The organism is Acidiphilium multivorum AIU301 (assembly GCF_000202835.1).
Classification (GTDB): Bacteria; Pseudomonadota; Alphaproteobacteria; order Acetobacterales; family Acetobacteraceae; genus Acidiphilium; species Acidiphilium multivorum.
On record NC_015186.1, the window covers coordinates 2,484,298 to 2,501,266 of the forward strand.

Below are 16,969 nucleotides of genomic sequence, written 5' to 3' on the forward strand. Positions count from 1 at the left end.
CGGTGACGATCGACGAGACCACGCTGCGCCGCCTGCTGCGCGAGCGCAAGGCGCGGCGGAGCGCGGGGCCGGGAACGGCACGCGCCGCTGCGGTGCTGGTCGGAATCGAGCCGGCGCGCGGCGTCTGGCTGACCCGGCGCTCCGCGCATCTCGTCCATCATGCGGGACAGGTGGCACTGCCGGGCGGCACTGTCGATCCGTCCGACGCATCGCCGGAAGCGGCGGCGCTGCGCGAAGCCGAGGAGGAGATCGGCCTCGATCCCGGCGCCGTCGAGCTACTGGGCCGACTCGACGATTTCGGAACCGGCACCGGATTTCACATTACCCCGGTCACCGCGCTGATCCACGGCACACCGGAGTTTCGCATGGCGCCGGACGAGGTGGTGGCGGTGTTCCCGCTCCGTCTTGAACATCTGCTCGATCCGGCCCTGCCGGAGTGGCGCAAGGGCACCTGGCACGGCGGCACGCGGGAGTTCCCCGTCTGGCCGCACCCGGACCATGTGATCTGGGGCGCGACAGCGTGGATTCTCTATCAGCTCGCCCTCACACTGCGCGAAGGTGTCTCCGCCGCCGCCGCCGAAGCGGCCAGCGCCTGAGCGGACGACTCGCCCTGCAAACGCGCCATCCGATCGAGTAGAGATGCGCGCATGGTCAAGCGGACAGAGCGCGTGGAGCAGGAACCGAATCCCATGATCGCCGACGATCCGCAGCTCGAACGGCTGTGGACCGTCTTGCCCGAGGCGCGGGTGGTTGGCGGCGCGGTGCGCGACCGGCTCGCCGGACGGCCGATCAGCGACATCGATCTCGCGAGCCCGCTACCACCGGAGGCGGTCGCGACGCGGCTTGCGAAAGCCGGTATCCGCGCGGTGCCCACCGGTCTCGATCACGGCACAATCACCGCGGTTCTCGACGGACGGCATTTCGAGATCACCACCCTGCGGCGGGATCTCGAGACGGACGGCCGCCACGCCGTCGTCGCCTTCACCGATGACTGGCGGGAGGATGCGGCACGGCGCGATTTCACCATCAACGCCATGTCGATGGCGCGGGACGGCACGATCCACGACTATTTCGGCGGGCGGGACGATCTCGCCGCCGGCATCGTTCGCTTCGTGGGCGACCCAACGACACGGATACAGGAAGATTTTCTCAGAATCTTGCGGTTCTTCCGCTTCCACGCGAGATACGAAGCGGGTCCTCCAGACCAGGCGGCGGTCGCGGCGATCCGGGCGTTGAAGGGCGGACTTGCCCGGCTCTCGGCGGAACGGGTGTGGCAGGAAATCAAGCGCATTCTCGCAGCGCCCGACCCGCTGGCGGCGCTCAACCTGATGGCGGAGACAGGCGTGCTGCAAGTCGTTCTGCCGGAAGCGGCCGGGATCATGGCGCTCCAACGGCTCCAGACACGCGGCGCACCGGCCGATCCGTTGCTCAGGGTCGCGGCGCTGATCGGTGGGGCGGTGCGGCCGTTGGCCCGCCGCCTCAGGCTCGCCGAAGCCGAACGCGCGCGGCTGGAGGCGATTGGCACGGCACCGGACCTCGCCGCTGATGCGGGCGAGGCCGTGCTACGCCACGCGTTGGCCGACTGGCCGGCGGAAACGCTGATCGATCGAAGCTGGCTGGCGGCGGACGATGCCGATCGCTCGGCGCTGCGGGCACGCCTTGCGACGATGGAGCGTCCGGTCTTTCCGCTCAAGGGACGGGATGCGGTAGCCATCGGTGTTGCCCCAGGGCCCGCGATCGGCGCCGCGCTCGCCGCGGTGCGCAGATGGTGGATGGCGCACGATTGTCTGCCGGACGGGGATGCGTGCCGCGCGGAACTGCGGCGGCATCTCGCGTCTCAGGATGCGTCGGGGCGGTAACCGGTGGCGACGAGGTAAAGCTCGCGGCTATCCTTGCGGCTTGCCTCGGGCTTCGCATGGCGCACCTGGGCGAAGCGGCGCTTGAGCAGGTTCAGCATGTCGCCCTGCGCCCCACCCTGAAACAGCTTGGTCACGAAGGCACCGCCAGGCGCGAGATGCTTGAAGGCGAAATCGAGCGCGAGTTCGGCGAGGCCCATGATCCTGAGATGGTCGGTCGCGGTATGGCCGGTGGTGTTGGGCGCCATGTCGGACATCACGACATCGGCAGGTCCGCCCAGTATCTCGGCAAGTGCCGTCTCCATCGATTCGTCCTGGAAATCACCCTTGATCAGGGTTGCCCCCGCGATCGGGTCGATGTCCAGCAGGTCGATGCCGACGACGCGTGACGCGCCGCGCTCAAGTGCGACCTGCGTCCAGCCGCCGGGAGCGGCACCGAGATCCACCACCCGCGCCCCCTTGCCGATCAGTCCGAATTTCTCGTCGAGCTCGATGAGCTTGAACGCCGCTCGGGAACGGAACCCCCGCTCCTTCGCCGCGGCGACATAAGGGTCGTTCAACTGGCGGAGCAGCCATTTCTGCGACGAGGGCTTGTGCTTGCGCGCGGCCTTGAGCCGCACGGCGGCGCGGCGGCGCGAGCCGATGGTTTCCTCGGTCATGCCTGGCAGCGGCGCGGACGTGAACGCGCGTTGCGGATGAGGCGCATCAGCATCCCCTCGCGCAGGCCGCGGTCGGCCACAGCGAGATCGGCGGCCGGCCACATCTCCTCGATCGCCGCGAAGATCGCGCAACCGGGAAGGACGAAATCCACCCGGTCGGCGCCGATGCAGGGATGCTCGGTCAGGCGGGCCCGGCCCATTGCGCGGATCGACTCGAGACCGGCGGCGACGACATCGTGCGGCAGCACCGTGCCGTCGATCGCGCCACGGCGATATCGGTCGAGATTGAGGGCAATTCCCGCGATAGTGGTCACGGTGCCGCTGGTGCCGACCAGACGGACACCGCCCATGCGGATTTCCTGGCTGATGCGGTGGGTTTCCTCGAACGGGCGGAGCAGCGCCTTGACTTCGTCCACCACGCCGGCGAATCCGGCTTCCGTCTCGCACCAGCCAGCGCAGCGCTCCGAGAGCGTGACGACTCCGACGGGAATTGTGTGGTACCCGATCAATTGAGGCGTTACGCGGTCGGACCCACCATGCGCGGCGGGCACGCGGACCCATGCGATCTCGGTGGATCCGCCGCCGATATCGAACAGGAGAGCCCTCCGTTCCGCCTGGGTGATGAGCGAGGCGCAGCTCTCCATGGCAAGGCAGATTTCTTCACGCGGAGAGATCGTCTCGATCGGCAGGCCGGTTTCGGTACGCGCCCGGGCGATGAAGGCATGGCCATTCTCGGCCTGACGACACGCCTCGGTGGCGATCGCCCTGGTGGCGCTCACCTGCCAGCGGCGCTGCCGGTCCGCACAGATGGAGAGGGCCTCGATAGCGCGGTCCATCGCCGCATCCGAGAGCATGCCGGTGCGATACAAGCCCTCGCCCAGACGAACGACCCGGCTGAAACTGTCCAGAACGTGGAAACCGCCGCCGCTCGGCACGCCGATGAGCATCCGGCAGTTATTGGTGCCGAGATCAATCGCCGCGAAAGCCGGCGGCCGCGCCCGGCGGTCAGGTGCGCCACGCCCTTCACCGCGCCGTTCTGCACCGGCGGGCGTTGAGTCGGACAAGCGCGGAACGGCGACGTTGGTTGCCATGACATTGATATAATGGGCAGACCCATGGGCTGAGAGCAAGACAGATTTGCACGCACCTCGGGGACCGACAACGCGGCCAGTCGGTGATTGCCTCATATCGCCGAGGGTGCTAAAGGCCCGACAAGACATCGCTGACGATCTGCATGGGGGATAGTTTAGCGGTAGAACTCCCGGCTCTGACCCGGGCAGCCTTGGTTCGAATCCAGGTCCCCCAGCCACACAATCAGGCAGATCACGGTTGCGACCGGTGGCGTTTGGTCATAAAATTATTTTCCATTCACGTTTCTGGATTTCGAAGTTGATCGCATCCGCGGACATGGGCGCCGGGTAATTCCGGCGATCCGCGGATGCGTGGAAAGCGCGGCGCTTTGTTCTGTCGGCACGCCTTGCCGATTATGGGTCGATCAAATCAGGGAGGCGGGAACCTCTTCGAGTCTGCTTTTGTCGTGAATACCACCTTGTGTGGTTTTCTGTTAGCCGATTTACACGAAAACGAAACGTGATTGAGGTCACGCCGGCCACAAAGCGCATGAAGCGCGCCTGATTTTTGGTTATACGGATCAAGGAAACGGACAGGACGGGATTCAGGCATGAATGAGTTGCTCGCTCCCGGCGAACGGTCGGGCAGCAACATTGCGGGCATCGCCGACTATGCGGCCCTGCGTCAGATTGAACGCAAGCTGCTCTGGCTTTCAGCCTGGATGATCCACCATGCAAACAATATCCGGCCCAATCGCGACGGACTGAAAGTCGGCGGTCATCAGGCTTCCTGCGCGTCCGCCGTCACCATCATGACCGCGCTCTATTTTCATGTGCTGCGGCCGCAGGACCGTGTCGCGGTAAAGCCACATGCAGGGCCGGTTTTGCACGCGATCAACTACATGTTCGGTCGGCAGACGGTCGAGAAGATGGCCAGGCTGCGCAGCCTCGGCGGGGCCCAGGCCTATCCGTCACGCAGCAAGGACGGGTCCGAAATCGACTTTTCGACTGGTTCGGTCGGACTTGGCGTCGCCATCACGTCATTTGCGGCCCTGGTTCAGGATTACCTGCGGGCGCATGGCATGGTCGGACAGAACCGGATTGCGTCACGCCACATTGCGGTCGCGGGCGACGCCGAGCTGGACGAAGGCAACATCTACGAGGCGCTGCTCGAGGGCTGGAAACACGATATCCGCGATGTCTGGTGGGTGGTGGATTATAATCGCCAGAGCCTCGACTCGGTGATGCCCGACCGGCTGTTCGGCCGCTTCGAAGGCCTGTTCCGCGATATGGGCTGGAACGTCGTCAGCCTGAAATATGGCAAGGCCCTCGAGGCCGCCTTTCGCCAGCCGGGCGGGGCGGCGCTGCGTGCGTGGATCGACGATTGCCCTAACAGCCTCTACTCCGCCCTCACCTTCCAGGGAGGAGCGGCATGGCGGCAGGCGCTGGTCACGGACCTCGGGCGCTCGCGGGGGGTTCGCGCGATCATCGACCCGATGAGCGACCAGGCCCTGGCGTCGCTGATGACCAATCTTGCCGGTCACGACCTGCCCACACTTGTCGAGGTGTTCGGGAAAGCGGCTCAGTCGGACCAGCCCACCTGTTTTCTGACCTATACGACCAAGGGGGCCAACCTGCCTTTCGCGGGGCACAAGGACAATCATTCGGGACTGATGAACGCGGAGCAGATGGAGGCATTCCGCCGCCAGATGCGGATCCGCGAAGGTCATGAATGGGACCCTTTCGAGGGGCTCGACGATCCTGACGGAGTGGCCCGGTTCATCGCCGGCGTACCCTACGCGACGCCATTGACGCCGTCAGGGCGCATGCTTGAGGCGCCGCGAATACATGTGCCGGCCACCCTGCCGCACACGCCCTTCGCCGGACGGCGGCTATCGACGCAGGGCGGCTTCGGTGAAATCCTGTCCGAAATCGGCCGTGGCGCCGGTGAGGCGGCCGAACTGGCACGGCACGTCGTCACCATGAGCCCGGATGTGACCGTTACCACCAGCCTCGGCCCATGGGTCAATCGTCGGGGCATCTTTGATCGGCACACCCGCAACGATGTCTTCCGCGACTCGAAACTCGCCTCGGCGCAGCGCTGGGGCATGAGCCCCGAAGGTCAGCATATCGAGCTCGGCATCGCTGAGCAGAATTTATTCCTATTACTGGCCGCGGCCGGGCTTGCGGCGCCACTTTATGGCGCGCGCATTCTGCCGGTCGGCACCGTGTACGACCCCTTTGTCAATCGCGGTCATGATGCCCTGGTTTATGGTTGCTATCAGGATGCGCGGTTCATGCTGGTTGCAACCCCGTCAGGCATCAGCATCGCCCCGGAGGGCGGGCAGCACCAGTCGAACAACACGCCGTTGCTCGGCATGGTGCAGGACGGCATCGCTGCATTCGAACCGGCCTATTGCGACGAGCTTCTTCTCCTGATGCGCTACGGCTTCGACTGGATGCAGCGGCCGGAGGGGTCGTCGATCTGGTTCCGCCTTTCGACCCGTGCGATCTGCCAGCCGGACCGGCGGATCGAGCCAGCGGACGTAATCGCCGGCGGCCACTGGGTCTGTCCACCCGAACCGGGGACGCGGATCGCGATTGTCTACCAGGGAGCGGTGGCGCCGGAGGCGGAGGCCGCCCATGCCGCGCTGCTGGAGGATGTGCCCGGTGCCGGTCTTCTCGCCCTGACCAGCCCGGACCGCCTGTTCGCCGACTGGCGGGTGGCGCAGCAGGCCCGGCAAAGCGGCAGGGCCGACGCCACCTCGCATATCGAACGCTTGCTCGCCCCGCTTGCGGCGGATGCCTCTCTCGTGACGGTGCTGGACGGACACCCTGGAACGCACGCCTGGATCGGCGGCGTGCGCGGCCAGCGGGTGCAGACACTGGGGGTCGACCGGTTCGGCCAATCGGGCGACATCCCTGACCTTTACAGGATTTATGGCATCGACGCGGACTCGATCCTCAATGCCTGCGCGGCGGCCCTGTTGGGCTGATCCGCGCAGGCACGCAAATCAGGTTCAACTCGCCGCGGAACTGTCGATCCAGCCGATATTGCCGTCACTGCGACGGTAGACAACGTTCAACGCCCGATTGGCGGAGTTGCGGAACATCAGCACCGGCTGGTCCGCGAGGTCCATCCGCATCACCGCCTCGCTGACCGAAAGAAAAGCGATTTCAGCCGGCGTTTCCGCGACGACCGCCGCGTAAGGCCCGGCATCCGGCTCACCCGACCCGTTGCCTTTCGGAACCTCGGCTTGTTCGGAAACCTCTTGGAGGACGTATTGGCGCGCGGTTTCCGGGCGATCACGTGTGGCGCTCTCGCGGGCATGGTCGTTCACCCGGCGCCGATAGCGCCGGAGCCGCTTGGCAATGTGCTCGGCGGCATCGTCGAACGCAGCATGAGCATCGGCCGCCTCGCCTTCCCCGCGCAGGGTCAGGCCTCGCCCGGCATGGACGTTGATGTCACACGTGAAGAAGCTTCTGGCACGACTGAAGGTGACATTCGCTTCGAGCGCGTGATCGAAATACTTGTTGGTGATGGTGTCGAGCTGGTTCGCAACATGGACGCGCAGCGCGTCTGAGAGGTCAACCTGTTTGCCGGAGACCGTGATCTGCATAGCGAGATCCTTTTTGTTAGAGCCTTACCCGAGCATTGTAGGGCCGCCAGGTGAAGCGGGCGTTTACGTCGGCACGGATACGTCTCAATAATCGACAAGTCTTTATGACGCCGGCCCTCGCGCGACGCGCTTCAGCCTCCTGCCAGAAGCCCTTTTTCGCGCTTGCGTTGCGCCGAGCCGGGAATGCGCAACGCTTCCCTGTATTTGGCCACAGTTCGGCGGGCTATGTCTATGCCTTCCTTTTGTAACATTCTGGCAAGCGCATCGTCGGAGAGGATTCGGTTCGCCGCCTCACCCTCGATCAGCGTCGAGATGCGATGGCGCACCGCCTCGGCGCTGTGGCTTTCGCCATTCGCGCCCGCAAGCGCGGTCGTGAAGAAAAATTTCATCTCGAAAATGCCGCGCGGTGTGGCGATCACCTTGTTCGACGTGACACGGCTAACCGTACTTTCATGTATCTCGAGAGCGGCGGCAATTTCGCGCAGGGTCAATGGCCGGAGAAACCCGATCCCATGGCGAAAGAAGGCGTCCTGGTGTCGCACAATCTCGCCGGCGACGCGCAGGATCGTCTCCGCGCGGGACTCGAGGGCACGTACCAGCCAGTTCGCGCTTTGTACGCGTTCGGAAAGAAATTGCCGCGTCTCGCGGGACGCACGAGCGACGATTTGGGCGTGGAACCCTCGGCGGATGAGCACGCGGGGCATGGTCTCGGGGTTCAGTTCGAGAAAATAGTCGCCATCCGGCCCCGGGCGCATCAGGACATCAGGGATCAACGGCGTCATGGGGGTGACATCGAAGGTCGCCCCCGGCTTGGGGTTGAGGCGGCGGATTTCGGCAATCATGTCGCGCAGATCTTCGGCATCGACGCCGCAGATCTCCATCAGTGACCGAAGATCGCGCCTGGCAAGAAGTTCGAGATTGGCAAGCAGCGCGCGCATGGCAGGGTCCAGCCTATTGCGCTCGTCGAGCTGAACCGCGAGACATTCGGCCAGATCGCGGGCAAACATGCCGGTCGGGTCGAAACGCATCATTGTCTGACGCACCGCCTCCAGCATGTCGGGGGCGACTGCAAGACGTTCGGCGATCTGCTCGGGCGGGTCGGCCAGGCGTCCGGCAGGGTCGAGCGCCATGATGAGTGCGAACGCAATCCTGCGGCGCACCGGGTCGGCAAAGGCGAGCCTCGCCTGCTGATCGAGGCTTTCCCGCAACCCCGGCGGCCGGTCGGCAATCTGGCCGATCCAGTCATCCCGCTCCGGCGAAAGGCCGGAACTGGTTCCATCACCCACGCCGCCAGCGTCATAGACATTCGAAAAATCGACATCGAGCGGCGTGCTCGCGCCGGAGGGATCCGGATCGACCACATGTTCCGCGCCAATATCGCCCGTCGGCTTCTCGGTGGAAGCAGCGTCGTTCCTCGGCACGGGCAGCGCCGCGTCGGCTTCGGGCTCCACCCGTTCGAGCAGCGGGTTCTTGAGAAGTTCATCCTCGATGAACTGGCTGACCTCGGCATTCGTGAACTGCAGCAACTGGATCGCCTGCCGCAGCTGAGGCGTCATCACCAGCGACTGAGTATGTCGCAGATCGAGACGAGGTCCTATTGCCATGCATGGATCATACCAAAGCCATCAGCAATGCGGAACGGGCAGAACGCGCATGGTGCGCTTTTTGCATCAAGAATTGTTGCCACTGTAGCGGCGCGCAACAAAAACGCGACAGGCCTTTTGGATCAGAAAGACGCCAGCAATTTGAGCACCGCGGGTCCGCCCACCACCAGGAACACGCAGGGCAGGATGAAGATGATCATCGGCAGCGTGAGCAGTACGGGCAGGCGTGCCGCGCGCTCCTCGAACCGGGTCAGCTGTTCCTGCCGCAATTCCGATGACAGGGTGCGCAGGGCCTGAGTCAGTGGCGTGCCGTATTGCAGGGTCTGGATCAGAGTCGACGCCAGACGTTTCAGACTGTCGAGACCCGTCCGAACACCCAGGGCGTTCAGCGAATCACGAATATTGCCGCCGATCCGCATTTCCTGGGCCGTCAGAGTGAACTCCTGCGCCACAGCCGGATGGGTCAACTGCAATTCACCGGCAACGCGAACCAGCGCCGATTCGAGACTCAAGCCAGCATCAGCGCAGATCACCATCAGGTCGAGCGCATCGGCGAGCCCCCCCTCGACCTTCTGGATGAAGCGCTTGCGCCGCTGCTGGATGATAATGTCGGGCAACAGCAGCCCCCCGATGGCTCCCACCACGGCAGCTATCACGGCATGGCCCGCGGTCATGTGCAAGAACCGGGACATGAGCAGGGACAGGACAGACAAGCCGGTCAATGAAAGAAGCTTGGTGCCGACGAACAGGGCAAGCGCTCCCTTGTCGCGAATACCGGCCATGCGCAGTGTATGCCGCAATTCCTCGAGGGTGCGGGGACTGAGCAGGCCGCTGCGCGCCACCGCGAGACCGAGACCCATGACGATCCGCACATGGATGGGCTGAGCAGGTTCGCCCCCCTTTTCCGCCGCCCCGGAAGCCGTGCCTGCCGCACGATCGATCCGCCGCTGGAGCTTCTCCTCGACGATAACGAGCCGAAGCATCAGCACCGCCGTGACGGATACCAGCAGGAACAGGGCGGGAACCCAGAGGATGGCGGCTCTCATGTCAGTTCAGACTGCGACGGATGATTTCACGCATGACCAGCGCTCCGCCAGCGAGGAGCCCCACCGCGGCCGCCAGCACGATATTGCCGCCATGGGTCACGAACAGGACGCGGAGATAAGCCGGCTGGATAACCTCGATGGCGAGGGCGGCAACGAGCGGAATGATGCCGAGGATGAGAGCGCTGGTCCGCGCTTCCGACGCCAGGGCATAACCGCGTGCCTTCATCGCCACCCGCTTGCGGATGACTTCGGCCAGGCCCTCCAGCGTCTGCGCGAGGCCACCGCCATACCGGGCCTGCAGGCTAATTGCCGTGGCAAAAAAACCATATTCCGCAAGATGCGCCCGGTCCGCCATCTGACGAAGCGCCAGTTCGAGCGGCGTGCCGATCGCCACCTGGTCCGCAATCCGGCCGAATTCCCTGCTGGTCGGCGCTGGCATGTCTTGCGAGACCACGCGCAGGGCCTCCTGCACCGGAATGCCAACGCGAACACAGCGCACGATCGTCGCCAGCGCATCGGGGAACTGGTTCAGCAACGCAGTCGCCCGCCGCGCATGAACGGCGCCAAAGGCGAGACGTGAAGCAAGAAGAAACAGCGGCGGCCAGACGATCCAGCCGAGCCCGGGGATGAGGGCACCGACGAGATAGGCAATGCCGCGGGATATCACCGCAGCGGCAATGACAATCGCCCACCAGGGCATCGGGTAGTCCGGAGCCCGCACCAGATCGACCCCCAGAAGCAACAGGGCGGAATTGAGCGGCCGGCGGAATCGCGCCAGGGGATCGCTCGCAGCAGCCGCATCCTGGGAACTGACGACCAGCCGTCGTCCGGAAACCCGCGCCAGCCTCGCGTCGAGCGCCTTTTGCATCCGGTCGGCCCGCACGAAATTCAATCCGAGCAGCACGAGTGCGCTCGCCATGACTGCGGAAAGCGGCAGGATGAGCGAGAGGAGGCCGGTCATGCCGCTGCCTCTTCCAGTGCGGCCTTCCAGGCACGAAGCAGGCCGAAATAATTGAGTCGTTCGTGGAAGCTCGCCCGCGTATGGGAAATCGCATAGCGACCGATGATCCGGCCCGTCGCATCTTCGCCCAGCACTTCGAACTTGAAGATGTCGTTGAGAAGAGGCGTTTCCCCTTCGATTCCGGCGATCTCGGTGAGTTGCACGAGGCGCCGGCCGCCGTCGCGCTGGCGCTCGACCTGGACGATCAGGTTGACGGCCGAGACGACCTGCATCCGGATCGCACGCGGCGAAAGACCCATGCTGGCCATCTGCACCATGTTTTCGATGCGGGCCAGCGCATCCCGCGTGTTGTTGGCGTGGATCGTCGACATCGATCCGTCATGGCCGGTGTTCATCGCCTGCAGCATGTCGAATGCCTCGGGGCCACGCACCTCCCCGATGATGATCCGGTCGGGCCGCATGCGCAGCGCGTTGCGAACGAGATCGCGCTGGGTAATCTCTCCCTTGCCCTCGAGATTCATCGGGCGGGTCTCAAGCCGGACCACGTGCGGCTGCTGGAGTTGCAGTTCCGCGGCATCCTCGACGGTGACAACCCGCTCGGTCGGATCGATGAAGCTGCTCATCGCGTTCATCATCGTGGTCTTGCCCGAGCCGGTGCCCCCGGAAATGATGACGTTGAGCCGGCAACGGGATGCAATTTCCAGCAGCCGGGCAACGGGCGGCGTGAGCGAGCCATACTCGATCAGCTTGCCGAAATTGATCGGCTTTTTGGCGAATTTGCGGATCGACAGGCAGGGGCCGTCGATCGAAAGCGGAGGCAGCACGATATTCACGCGCGAGCCATCCTTGAGCCGGGCATCGACCATCGGGCTCGATTCGTCGACGCGCCGGCCGACAGAGGCGGCGATCCGCTGGCAGATGTTCGCGAGATGGGCGGAGTCACGGAAGCGCACCGCAAGCTGCTCAAGCCGGCCGCGCCGCTCCACGAAAACCCGTTCCGGACCGTTCACCATGATGTCGGTGATCGTTTCGTCCTCCAGCAGCGGCTCGAGCGGTCCCAGGCCAAGCATGTCGTCCACAAGCTCGGCGGCAATCTGGTTCTGCTCGTTCCGGTTCAGCTGGATCCTGTGCTCGGTGGCGAGTTCAGCGACCATGCCCTCGACGCGCTGCAACAGCCGCGCATGGGTCAACCCGGCGATCGACGAAGCGTCGATATTCGACAGGCAGAGCGCGCGGATCATCTCGACGTCTTCCAGCCGTAACCGGATCGTCTGCTGGACCGGGGCGGAAGGTTCGACGGCACGTCGGCCGAACACGGGCAGGGCGTCCATCATGTTGCCAGCGCCGCGGTGCCGACGCCGAGCCGGCCGGCAAGATCGAGGAGCACCTTTCGAAATGGCCCCTTGCGCGCGACGGGAGGTTCGCCCAAGTCGCTGCCCTTCGCAACGATGGTCCGAAGTTCTGGCACAACGACGGCGATTTCGGTGCCGAGGGTCGAAGCGATTGTGCTGATCGGGGGGCAGCGCTTGCGCTGGTAGCGATTGAGAACCACGATCGGCGCCGACGTCTGCATCTGGCCCGGGGGAAGAGCCAGCCACCGGGCGGCGTTGCCGAGACTTCGGGGGGCCCCGGTCGTCACGATCACCCGCATATGCGCAAGGGCGAGCAGTTCGGCAGCAAAGCCCGTCGGGCGGGCCGGTATGTCGGCAACCACGAGATTGTAGCGCTGGCGCAGGGCATTGAGCAGCGCGCGCCCGCCACCGGGATGATATTCCCAGGGTTCGGTGAGCGGTTCCTCCGCGCCCAGGACATGAAGCCGGCCGATCGAGGGCTGCGCCGCGCGCTCGATCAGCAATGGGTCAATGCGGTCAGGAGTGTCCAGTGCGTTGCGCAGGCCCGTGCTGGGTGGGGCATTGGATGCAAGCGCCGCACTGCCGCGCTGCAAATCCGCATCGAGCAGGATTGTGTGACGCCGGATTTCGCCGCCGATGAGCCATGCGAGGCCGGTCGCGATGGTGGTGGCGCCAACCCCGCCCGCAGCACCGCATACCGCCACCATCGATCCGCCGCGGGACGTCTCGAAGGCGGGAACCTCGCCAACCGCCCAGGGCGCCAATTCCCGGCTGACCAGCGCCGCGTCGAGCGGCTTGGAGAGATATTCGCTGACCCCGAGCGTGCGCGTAAGGCTGCGGTAGAAGCCGATACTCCGTTCCTCGCCGATGATCAGCACCCTGGTTCCCGGATCGATCACCGGCTCGAGCCGATGCACGGCGCTCATCGGCTGCTCTTCACCGGAAATGTCGATCAGAACCGTTCGTGGGGTGTCGACGCGGGCGAGATAGTCCAGCGTCTCGGCGAAGGATACGCGCTGCAACGGCACGCCGGTCGGAAAAGCCGAAGCCAGTGCCGAGCGGATGACCTGCAGGCTGGCATCGTCCCGCACGAAGCCCATGAAGGCCGGTCGTCCGCCGCCCCGTTCGCTATGGTGCCGCGAGGTGGGCTCTGCCGGGCCAGGAAGCGCCAGTTCGTTCATTGAGGATGATACTCTGTCGTGCCTTTGTCACCCTGAAACACGGTGATTCCCGTCTGGCCGGGCACATTCAGGGCGGCAAGAGCAGGGGAAACCTGACCGCTGAACACGGGCGGCGGCTTCGGAGTCGGACCGCGCGCGGCCTCGCTCGGGCGGACAATCAGCGAAAGAGGCCCGAGATGCGCCGCGACCTCGACCCGCTCGGCCTGTTCGGGCGTCACTTCAAGGGTTACGGTCCGGGCAGTGTTCTTGGCGGCCGGATGGGTACCGCTCGCCCCCTGCACCAATCGCTGATCAATCGCGATCACGCGGACATCGGACAACACCGTCTCCGCCGCAACGCGCTGGGTGGGCAGGAGATTGGCGCCGGTCAGGTGCTGGGTCAGAAGCAGGTCGACATGATCGCCGGGCCAGATCAGACCGGCCGCCCCCGTGATCGCATCGACACCGACAGATACGGCGCGCATGCCGGGTTGCAGCACCGCCGCGAGAAAGCCGTGATCACCGGGCCGGATGACAATGTCGGTTGCCAGCAAGTCTCCCGCGCTGAGCCGGTGACGGACCATCGCCCCCGTGTAGGCCGCCCGGTTCGCCGGCGTGTCGGGGACGGCGTCCGCCGGCACTTTCGACGGCGGTCGGTTTTCAGCGACGAAATCCGCGGGCTGCAGCAACGTGCCCGGCGCCAGCGGCCGCCCGGTCGCGAGCAACGCCACCATTTTCGGCGCCTTTGCATGAGGATGCGACGGATGCATGTCGAGCCACGCGACGGTTCCGAACCCGGCAAGTCCCAATGCGAGGAGAATGAACAGGGCAATACGCAGCAGCATTACGACACATCTCGGAAGAAGCGCCTGCACGCATAGGCCGCGGCGGCTGATGGCAGGAGGAAGAAATGACACGCACGCATGGTGCGGCCACACTGAACAATACCCCGACGTCTCAGCAAAAACTCAGACGTCAGGGTAAAGGGTGGCACCAATTCGGGTCAGATAGCGAGCTTGTTATTCAACTCGGTCATGACATTCCCAAGACCATTCCCAAGGATGCCAAACGCCGCAATGATGACAACCGCCATCAGCGCGGCAATCAGGCCATATTCCATCGCGGTCACGCCGCGATTGTCCTTCGCGAATGTCAGGCCGCGCAGCGCGAGCCAGGTCTTTGCATAGTCAAGCATTGTCAGGTCTCCTGTCCGCCGCATGGCAACTGCCTGCGCGGCGATGATGATGACGGCGCCAGAATTTTGCTGGCAGACGGCCCGCGGCGTCAGCGCACGGGCCGGAAATTCACGGCGCCATCAAACCAAAACAAGCTTTCCAAAACGTTAATATATCAGGATCTACCGATTCTTCGCCCGGCGGGTCAGGCAACAGCGGGCGCGAGGGCAGCCAGCGTCGCCAAATCGGGGCGCGCACCGATCCGCCCGATGACGGCGGCGGCGACGCGGCTGCCAAGGGCGGCACATTCGGCGAGCGGCGCATTGCGCGAGAAGCCGACCATGAAGCCCGCGGCATAGGCATCGCCCGCACCGGTCGTATCAACGACATCGACCGGCAGCGCGGCGGCGACATGCCGCTCGGCCCCCGAGACGATCACGCTGCCCGCCTCGCTGCGCGTGAGCACGGCAAGCGGAACGACATGAGCCGCCTCCGCTGCCGCGCTCTCGAAGGTGTTCTGCTCGAAAAGCGAGCAGATTTCGGCTTCGTTCGCAAACAGGATATCGACATTGCCGGACGCAATCAGGTCGAGGAAGCCGGAGCGATGGCGATCGACGCAGAACGCATCCGAAAGGGACAGCGCGACCCGACGGCCCGCGGCGCGGGCAATTCGCGCCGCTTCGCGGAACGCGTGCTGGGCGCGCGGCGGATCGAAGAGATAGCCCTCAAGGTAGAGGATCGACGAGTCGCGGATCGCCTCCGCGTCGAGATCGGTGTGATCGAAATCGATGCAGGCCCCGAGATAGGTGTTCATGGTGCGCTGGCCATCAGGCGTCACAAGGATGAGACAACGCGCGGTGGGCGCACCTTCGGGAAGCGGCGCATGCGGAAAGTCGACCCCAATCGCCCGGAGATCGGCGGCGAAGGCCACGCCAAGCTCGTCCCGCGCCACCTTGCCGAGAAAGGCGGTGCGGGCGCCGAGTCCCGCGGCGACGGCACAACTGTTCGCGACCGATCCGCCAGAAGCGATCTGGCCAGGCGGCATCGCCGTAAGGATCCGTTCGGCCGCCTCGGCATCGATCAGACGCATCGCCCCCTTGCGCATGTCATGCCGGTCAAGGAACATGTCGTCGGTGCGGGCGATTACATCGACGATCGCATTGCCGATGCCGATGATGTCGTACCGGGTTGAGTTCATGCGTCTCTCCTGCCAGTCCCGTCCTGTTAGCCATTCGTGGTATTCACGCGACCGCGTATCATCAGCACGGGCCGGTGCCAAATGCCGCCTTGAGCATGAACGCCGGATTACCTCGCGGAGAGATGATGGCATTGCGGAACCTTGGGGAAAATGCGCGATTTTTGTCAGCAAGCCGATTGTCCGCAGGCCACGCAGCGTGCTAGCGGACATGACGTGAATGGTGTGGAGGTTTCGTGATCAGCTTCAGAAAACGCGACGAGCAGGCGGCGGAGACCAAATCGCGACTGACCCCTGCACGACAGGACGGCGCCACCGATGACGGTCTGAGCATGCCGCCCTTCCGCCCCGCTTCCTCCGAATCTGCCCCGCACCAGGCGGGAGACGCAACGGCTAAGGAGATACCTATGGCCCGAACCCCCTTCTCGCCCAACCAGCCCTCGGCCGCTCCGTCAACCGGCGGCGCGCCGGCCGTCGCACCGGCCTCTGGCGCCAGCTTCCGGCCGACCATGCGCAACCCGGAGGCCGCCGAGCGCCGCACGCTGGTGGTGGGGCGCGGGATCAGCCTGCAGGGGGTGGTGCAGGATGCCGAGCGTCTCGTCGTCGAAGGCACCGTCGAGGCCACGATGATCAAGGCAACCGAGTTGTCGATCAGCCAGGGCGGCGTGTTCAAGGGCGAGGTCGAGGTCGAGGAGGCGGAAGTCGCCGGCGTGATCGATGGCACGCTGACAGCCCGCCATTCGCTCATCGTGCGCGCGACGGGGCGGGTTCTCGGCACCGCGCGCTGCCGGCGGCTGCAAGTCGAGGATGGCGGACAGATCACCGGCCGGATCGAAATGATCACCGAAGGCAACGCGGGCGCTTCCTCCACCGACTGAGTTGCTGACCGTCCTGCGACGGGAGACACCGCCTCCGAATGAAACGCAGCCGCGTTCTGATCTTGCTCGCCTCCGGCGCGCTGGCGGGTTGTGCCGCACCGCACAACCCGAAGACCGGTCTGGCCGATACCGGGCCCAAGCCCGCCTCGGCCAGGCTGATCGGGGCAACGCCGGAAACATTGAAGGCTGATCTTGGCGAACCATCCCTTCTTCGCGTCGACGGACCTGCCGAGGTCTGGCTCTATCATTCGCCGATCTGCAGGCTCGACGTGATTCTGTATCGCGGCGCAAAAGGCGCGCCCGTCGTGCGCCTTGCGCGGGCGGCCCCTCGCGGCGTCGCGGATGCGACCTGCGTTGCCAGTCTGGAACAGCAGCGCGCCTCCTGATATCCAG

At 65.0% G+C, this 16,969-nt stretch carries 16 protein-coding genes and 1 tRNA gene; 6 read left to right on the plus strand and 11 right to left on the minus strand.

Going from position 1 to position 16,969, the window contains the following annotated elements; all coding sequences use genetic code 11:
- The first annotated feature begins 2 nt into the window (after positions 1–2).
- Positions 3–596: an NUDIX hydrolase gene (locus ACMV_RS11225; RefSeq protein WP_007424597.1), complete on the plus strand. Its 594-nt coding sequence runs from the start codon at positions 3–5 to the stop codon at positions 594–596.
- 93 nt (positions 597–689) lie between these two features.
- The gene (locus ACMV_RS11230) at positions 690–1,859 is read left to right on the plus strand and encodes a CCA tRNA nucleotidyltransferase (RefSeq protein ID WP_041665053.1); all 1,170 of its coding nucleotides are present in this window, start codon (positions 690–692) and stop codon (positions 1,857–1,859) included.
- Here the strand turns inward: ACMV_RS11230 and ACMV_RS11235 are convergent.
- Entirely contained in the window at positions 1,838–2,515 is a 678-nt protein-coding gene (locus ACMV_RS11235; protein ID WP_007424595.1) for an RlmE family RNA methyltransferase, read from the minus strand. The genes ACMV_RS11230 and ACMV_RS11235 overlap by 22 nt on opposite strands.
- Positions 2,512–3,606 (minus strand): Ppx/GppA phosphatase family protein, encoded by a 1,095-nt coding sequence (locus ACMV_RS11240; protein WP_012039752.1) that lies wholly within the window; start codon positions 3,604–3,606, stop codon positions 2,512–2,514. Before ACMV_RS11240 ends, ACMV_RS11235 begins: the two co-directional genes overlap by 4 nt.
- Positions 3,607–3,750: 144 nt before the next feature.
- Between ACMV_RS11240 and ACMV_RS11245 the strand changes: the two genes are divergently transcribed.
- Positions 3,751–3,824: transfer RNA gene (locus tag ACMV_RS11245), tRNA-Gln, on the plus strand.
- A 372-nt stretch (positions 3,825–4,196) separates the two neighbouring features.
- On the plus strand, positions 4,197–6,581 hold the full coding sequence (locus ACMV_RS11250) for a 1-deoxy-D-xylulose-5-phosphate synthase N-terminal domain-containing protein (RefSeq protein WP_013640490.1): 2,385 nt from the start codon (positions 4,197–4,199) through the stop codon (positions 6,579–6,581).
- Between the two features lie 24 nt (positions 6,582–6,605).
- Here ACMV_RS11250 and hpf read toward each other — a convergent pair whose 3' ends face one another.
- From hpf to ACMV_RS11295, 9 genes are all read right to left on the minus strand, one after another.
- Positions 6,606–7,205 (minus strand): ribosome hibernation-promoting factor, HPF/YfiA family, encoded by a 600-nt coding sequence (hpf, locus tag ACMV_RS11255; protein ID WP_007424592.1) that lies wholly within the window; start codon positions 7,203–7,205, stop codon positions 6,606–6,608.
- 131 nt (positions 7,206–7,336) lie between these two features.
- Positions 7,337–8,809: an RNA polymerase factor sigma-54 gene (gene rpoN / locus ACMV_RS11260; protein ID WP_013640491.1), complete on the minus strand. Its 1,473-nt coding sequence runs from the start codon at positions 8,807–8,809 to the stop codon at positions 7,337–7,339.
- A gap of 122 nt (positions 8,810–8,931) precedes the next feature.
- Positions 8,932–9,855 carry a type II secretion system F family protein gene (locus tag ACMV_RS11265; RefSeq protein ID WP_007424590.1) on the minus strand — a complete coding sequence of 308 codons (924 nt, stop codon included), beginning with the start codon at positions 9,853–9,855 and terminating at the stop codon, positions 8,932–8,934.
- A gap of 1 nt (position 9,856) precedes the next feature.
- Complete coding sequence (locus ACMV_RS11270) at positions 9,857–10,816, minus strand: type II secretion system F family protein (protein WP_007424589.1); 960 nt, start codon at positions 10,814–10,816, stop codon at positions 9,857–9,859.
- Positions 10,813–12,147 (minus strand): CpaF family protein, encoded by a 1,335-nt coding sequence (locus ACMV_RS11275; protein ID WP_013640492.1) that lies wholly within the window; start codon positions 12,145–12,147, stop codon positions 10,813–10,815. Before ACMV_RS11275 ends, ACMV_RS11270 begins: the two co-directional genes overlap by 4 nt.
- Positions 12,147–13,349: an AAA family ATPase gene (locus ACMV_RS11280; protein WP_012039756.1), complete on the minus strand. Its 1,203-nt coding sequence runs from the start codon at positions 13,347–13,349 to the stop codon at positions 12,147–12,149. Before ACMV_RS11280 ends, ACMV_RS11275 begins: the two co-directional genes overlap by 1 nt.
- Positions 13,346–14,173, minus strand: coding sequence for a Flp pilus assembly protein CpaB (cpaB, locus tag ACMV_RS11285; RefSeq protein WP_012039757.1), 828 nt, complete (start codon positions 14,171–14,173; stop codon positions 13,346–13,348). The genes ACMV_RS11280 and cpaB overlap by 4 nt, the downstream gene beginning before the upstream one ends.
- A gap of 158 nt (positions 14,174–14,331) precedes the next feature.
- The gene (locus tag ACMV_RS11290; protein WP_013640493.1) at positions 14,332–14,523 is read right to left on the minus strand and encodes a Flp family type IVb pilin; all 192 of its coding nucleotides are present in this window, start codon (positions 14,521–14,523) and stop codon (positions 14,332–14,334) included.
- Positions 14,524–14,708: 185 nt separating this feature from the next.
- Entirely contained in the window at positions 14,709–15,701 is a 993-nt protein-coding gene (locus ACMV_RS11295) for an adenosine kinase (protein ID WP_013640494.1), read from the minus strand.
- 404 nt (positions 15,702–16,105) lie between these two features.
- Here ACMV_RS11295 and ACMV_RS11300 point away from each other — a divergent pair, with 404 nt between their 5' ends.
- Both ACMV_RS11300 and ACMV_RS11305 read left to right on the plus strand, forming a co-directional pair.
- Positions 16,106–16,576, plus strand: a complete 471-nt coding sequence (locus ACMV_RS11300; RefSeq protein WP_007424583.1) for a bactofilin family protein — start codon at positions 16,106–16,108, stop codon at positions 16,574–16,576.
- Between the two features lie 38 nt (positions 16,577–16,614).
- Positions 16,615–16,962: a hypothetical protein gene (locus tag ACMV_RS11305; RefSeq protein ID WP_007424582.1), complete on the plus strand. Its 348-nt coding sequence runs from the start codon at positions 16,615–16,617 to the stop codon at positions 16,960–16,962.
- Positions 16,963–16,969: the final 7 nt, after the last annotated feature.

Excerpts from the sequence above, each read along its gene's own strand:
- ACMV_RS11235 (WP_007424595.1), bottom strand. The coding sequence starts at position 2,515 with ATGACCGAGGAAACCATCGGCTCGCGCCGCCGCGCCGCCGTGCGGCTC.
- ACMV_RS11265 (WP_007424590.1), bottom strand. The coding sequence starts at position 9,855 with ATGAGAGCCGCCATCCTCTGGGTTCCCGCCCTGTTCCTGCTGGTATCC.
- rpoN (WP_013640491.1), bottom strand. The coding sequence starts at position 8,809 with ATGGCAATAGGACCTCGTCTCGATCTGCGACATACTCAGTCGCTGGTG.
- ACMV_RS11300 (WP_007424583.1), top strand. The coding sequence starts at position 16,106 with ATGGCCCGAACCCCCTTCTCGCCCAACCAGCCCTCGGCCGCTCCGTCA.
- ACMV_RS11240 (WP_012039752.1), bottom strand. The coding sequence starts at position 3,606 with ATGGCAACCAACGTCGCCGTTCCGCGCTTGTCCGACTCAACGCCCGCC.
- ACMV_RS11280 (WP_012039756.1), bottom strand. The coding sequence starts at position 13,349 with ATGAACGAACTGGCGCTTCCTGGCCCGGCAGAGCCCACCTCGCGGCAC.
- ACMV_RS11250 (WP_013640490.1), top strand. The coding sequence starts at position 4,197 with ATGAATGAGTTGCTCGCTCCCGGCGAACGGTCGGGCAGCAACATTGCG.
- ACMV_RS11230 (WP_041665053.1), top strand. The coding sequence starts at position 690 with ATGATCGCCGACGATCCGCAGCTCGAACGGCTGTGGACCGTCTTGCCC.
- cpaB (WP_012039757.1), bottom strand. The coding sequence starts at position 14,173 with ATGCTGCTGCGTATTGCCCTGTTCATTCTCCTCGCATTGGGACTTGCC.
- ACMV_RS11295 (WP_013640494.1), bottom strand. The coding sequence starts at position 15,701 with ATGAACTCAACCCGGTACGACATCATCGGCATCGGCAATGCGATCGTC.
- ACMV_RS11305 (WP_007424582.1), top strand. The coding sequence starts at position 16,615 with ATGAAACGCAGCCGCGTTCTGATCTTGCTCGCCTCCGGCGCGCTGGCG.
- ACMV_RS11290 (WP_013640493.1), bottom strand. The coding sequence starts at position 14,523 with ATGCTTGACTATGCAAAGACCTGGCTCGCGCTGCGCGGCCTGACATTC.
- hpf (WP_007424592.1), bottom strand. The coding sequence starts at position 7,205 with ATGCAGATCACGGTCTCCGGCAAACAGGTTGACCTCTCAGACGCGCTG.
- ACMV_RS11275 (WP_013640492.1), bottom strand. The coding sequence starts at position 12,147 with ATGGACGCCCTGCCCGTGTTCGGCCGACGTGCCGTCGAACCTTCCGCC.
- ACMV_RS11270 (WP_007424589.1), bottom strand. The coding sequence starts at position 10,816 with ATGACCGGCCTCCTCTCGCTCATCCTGCCGCTTTCCGCAGTCATGGCG.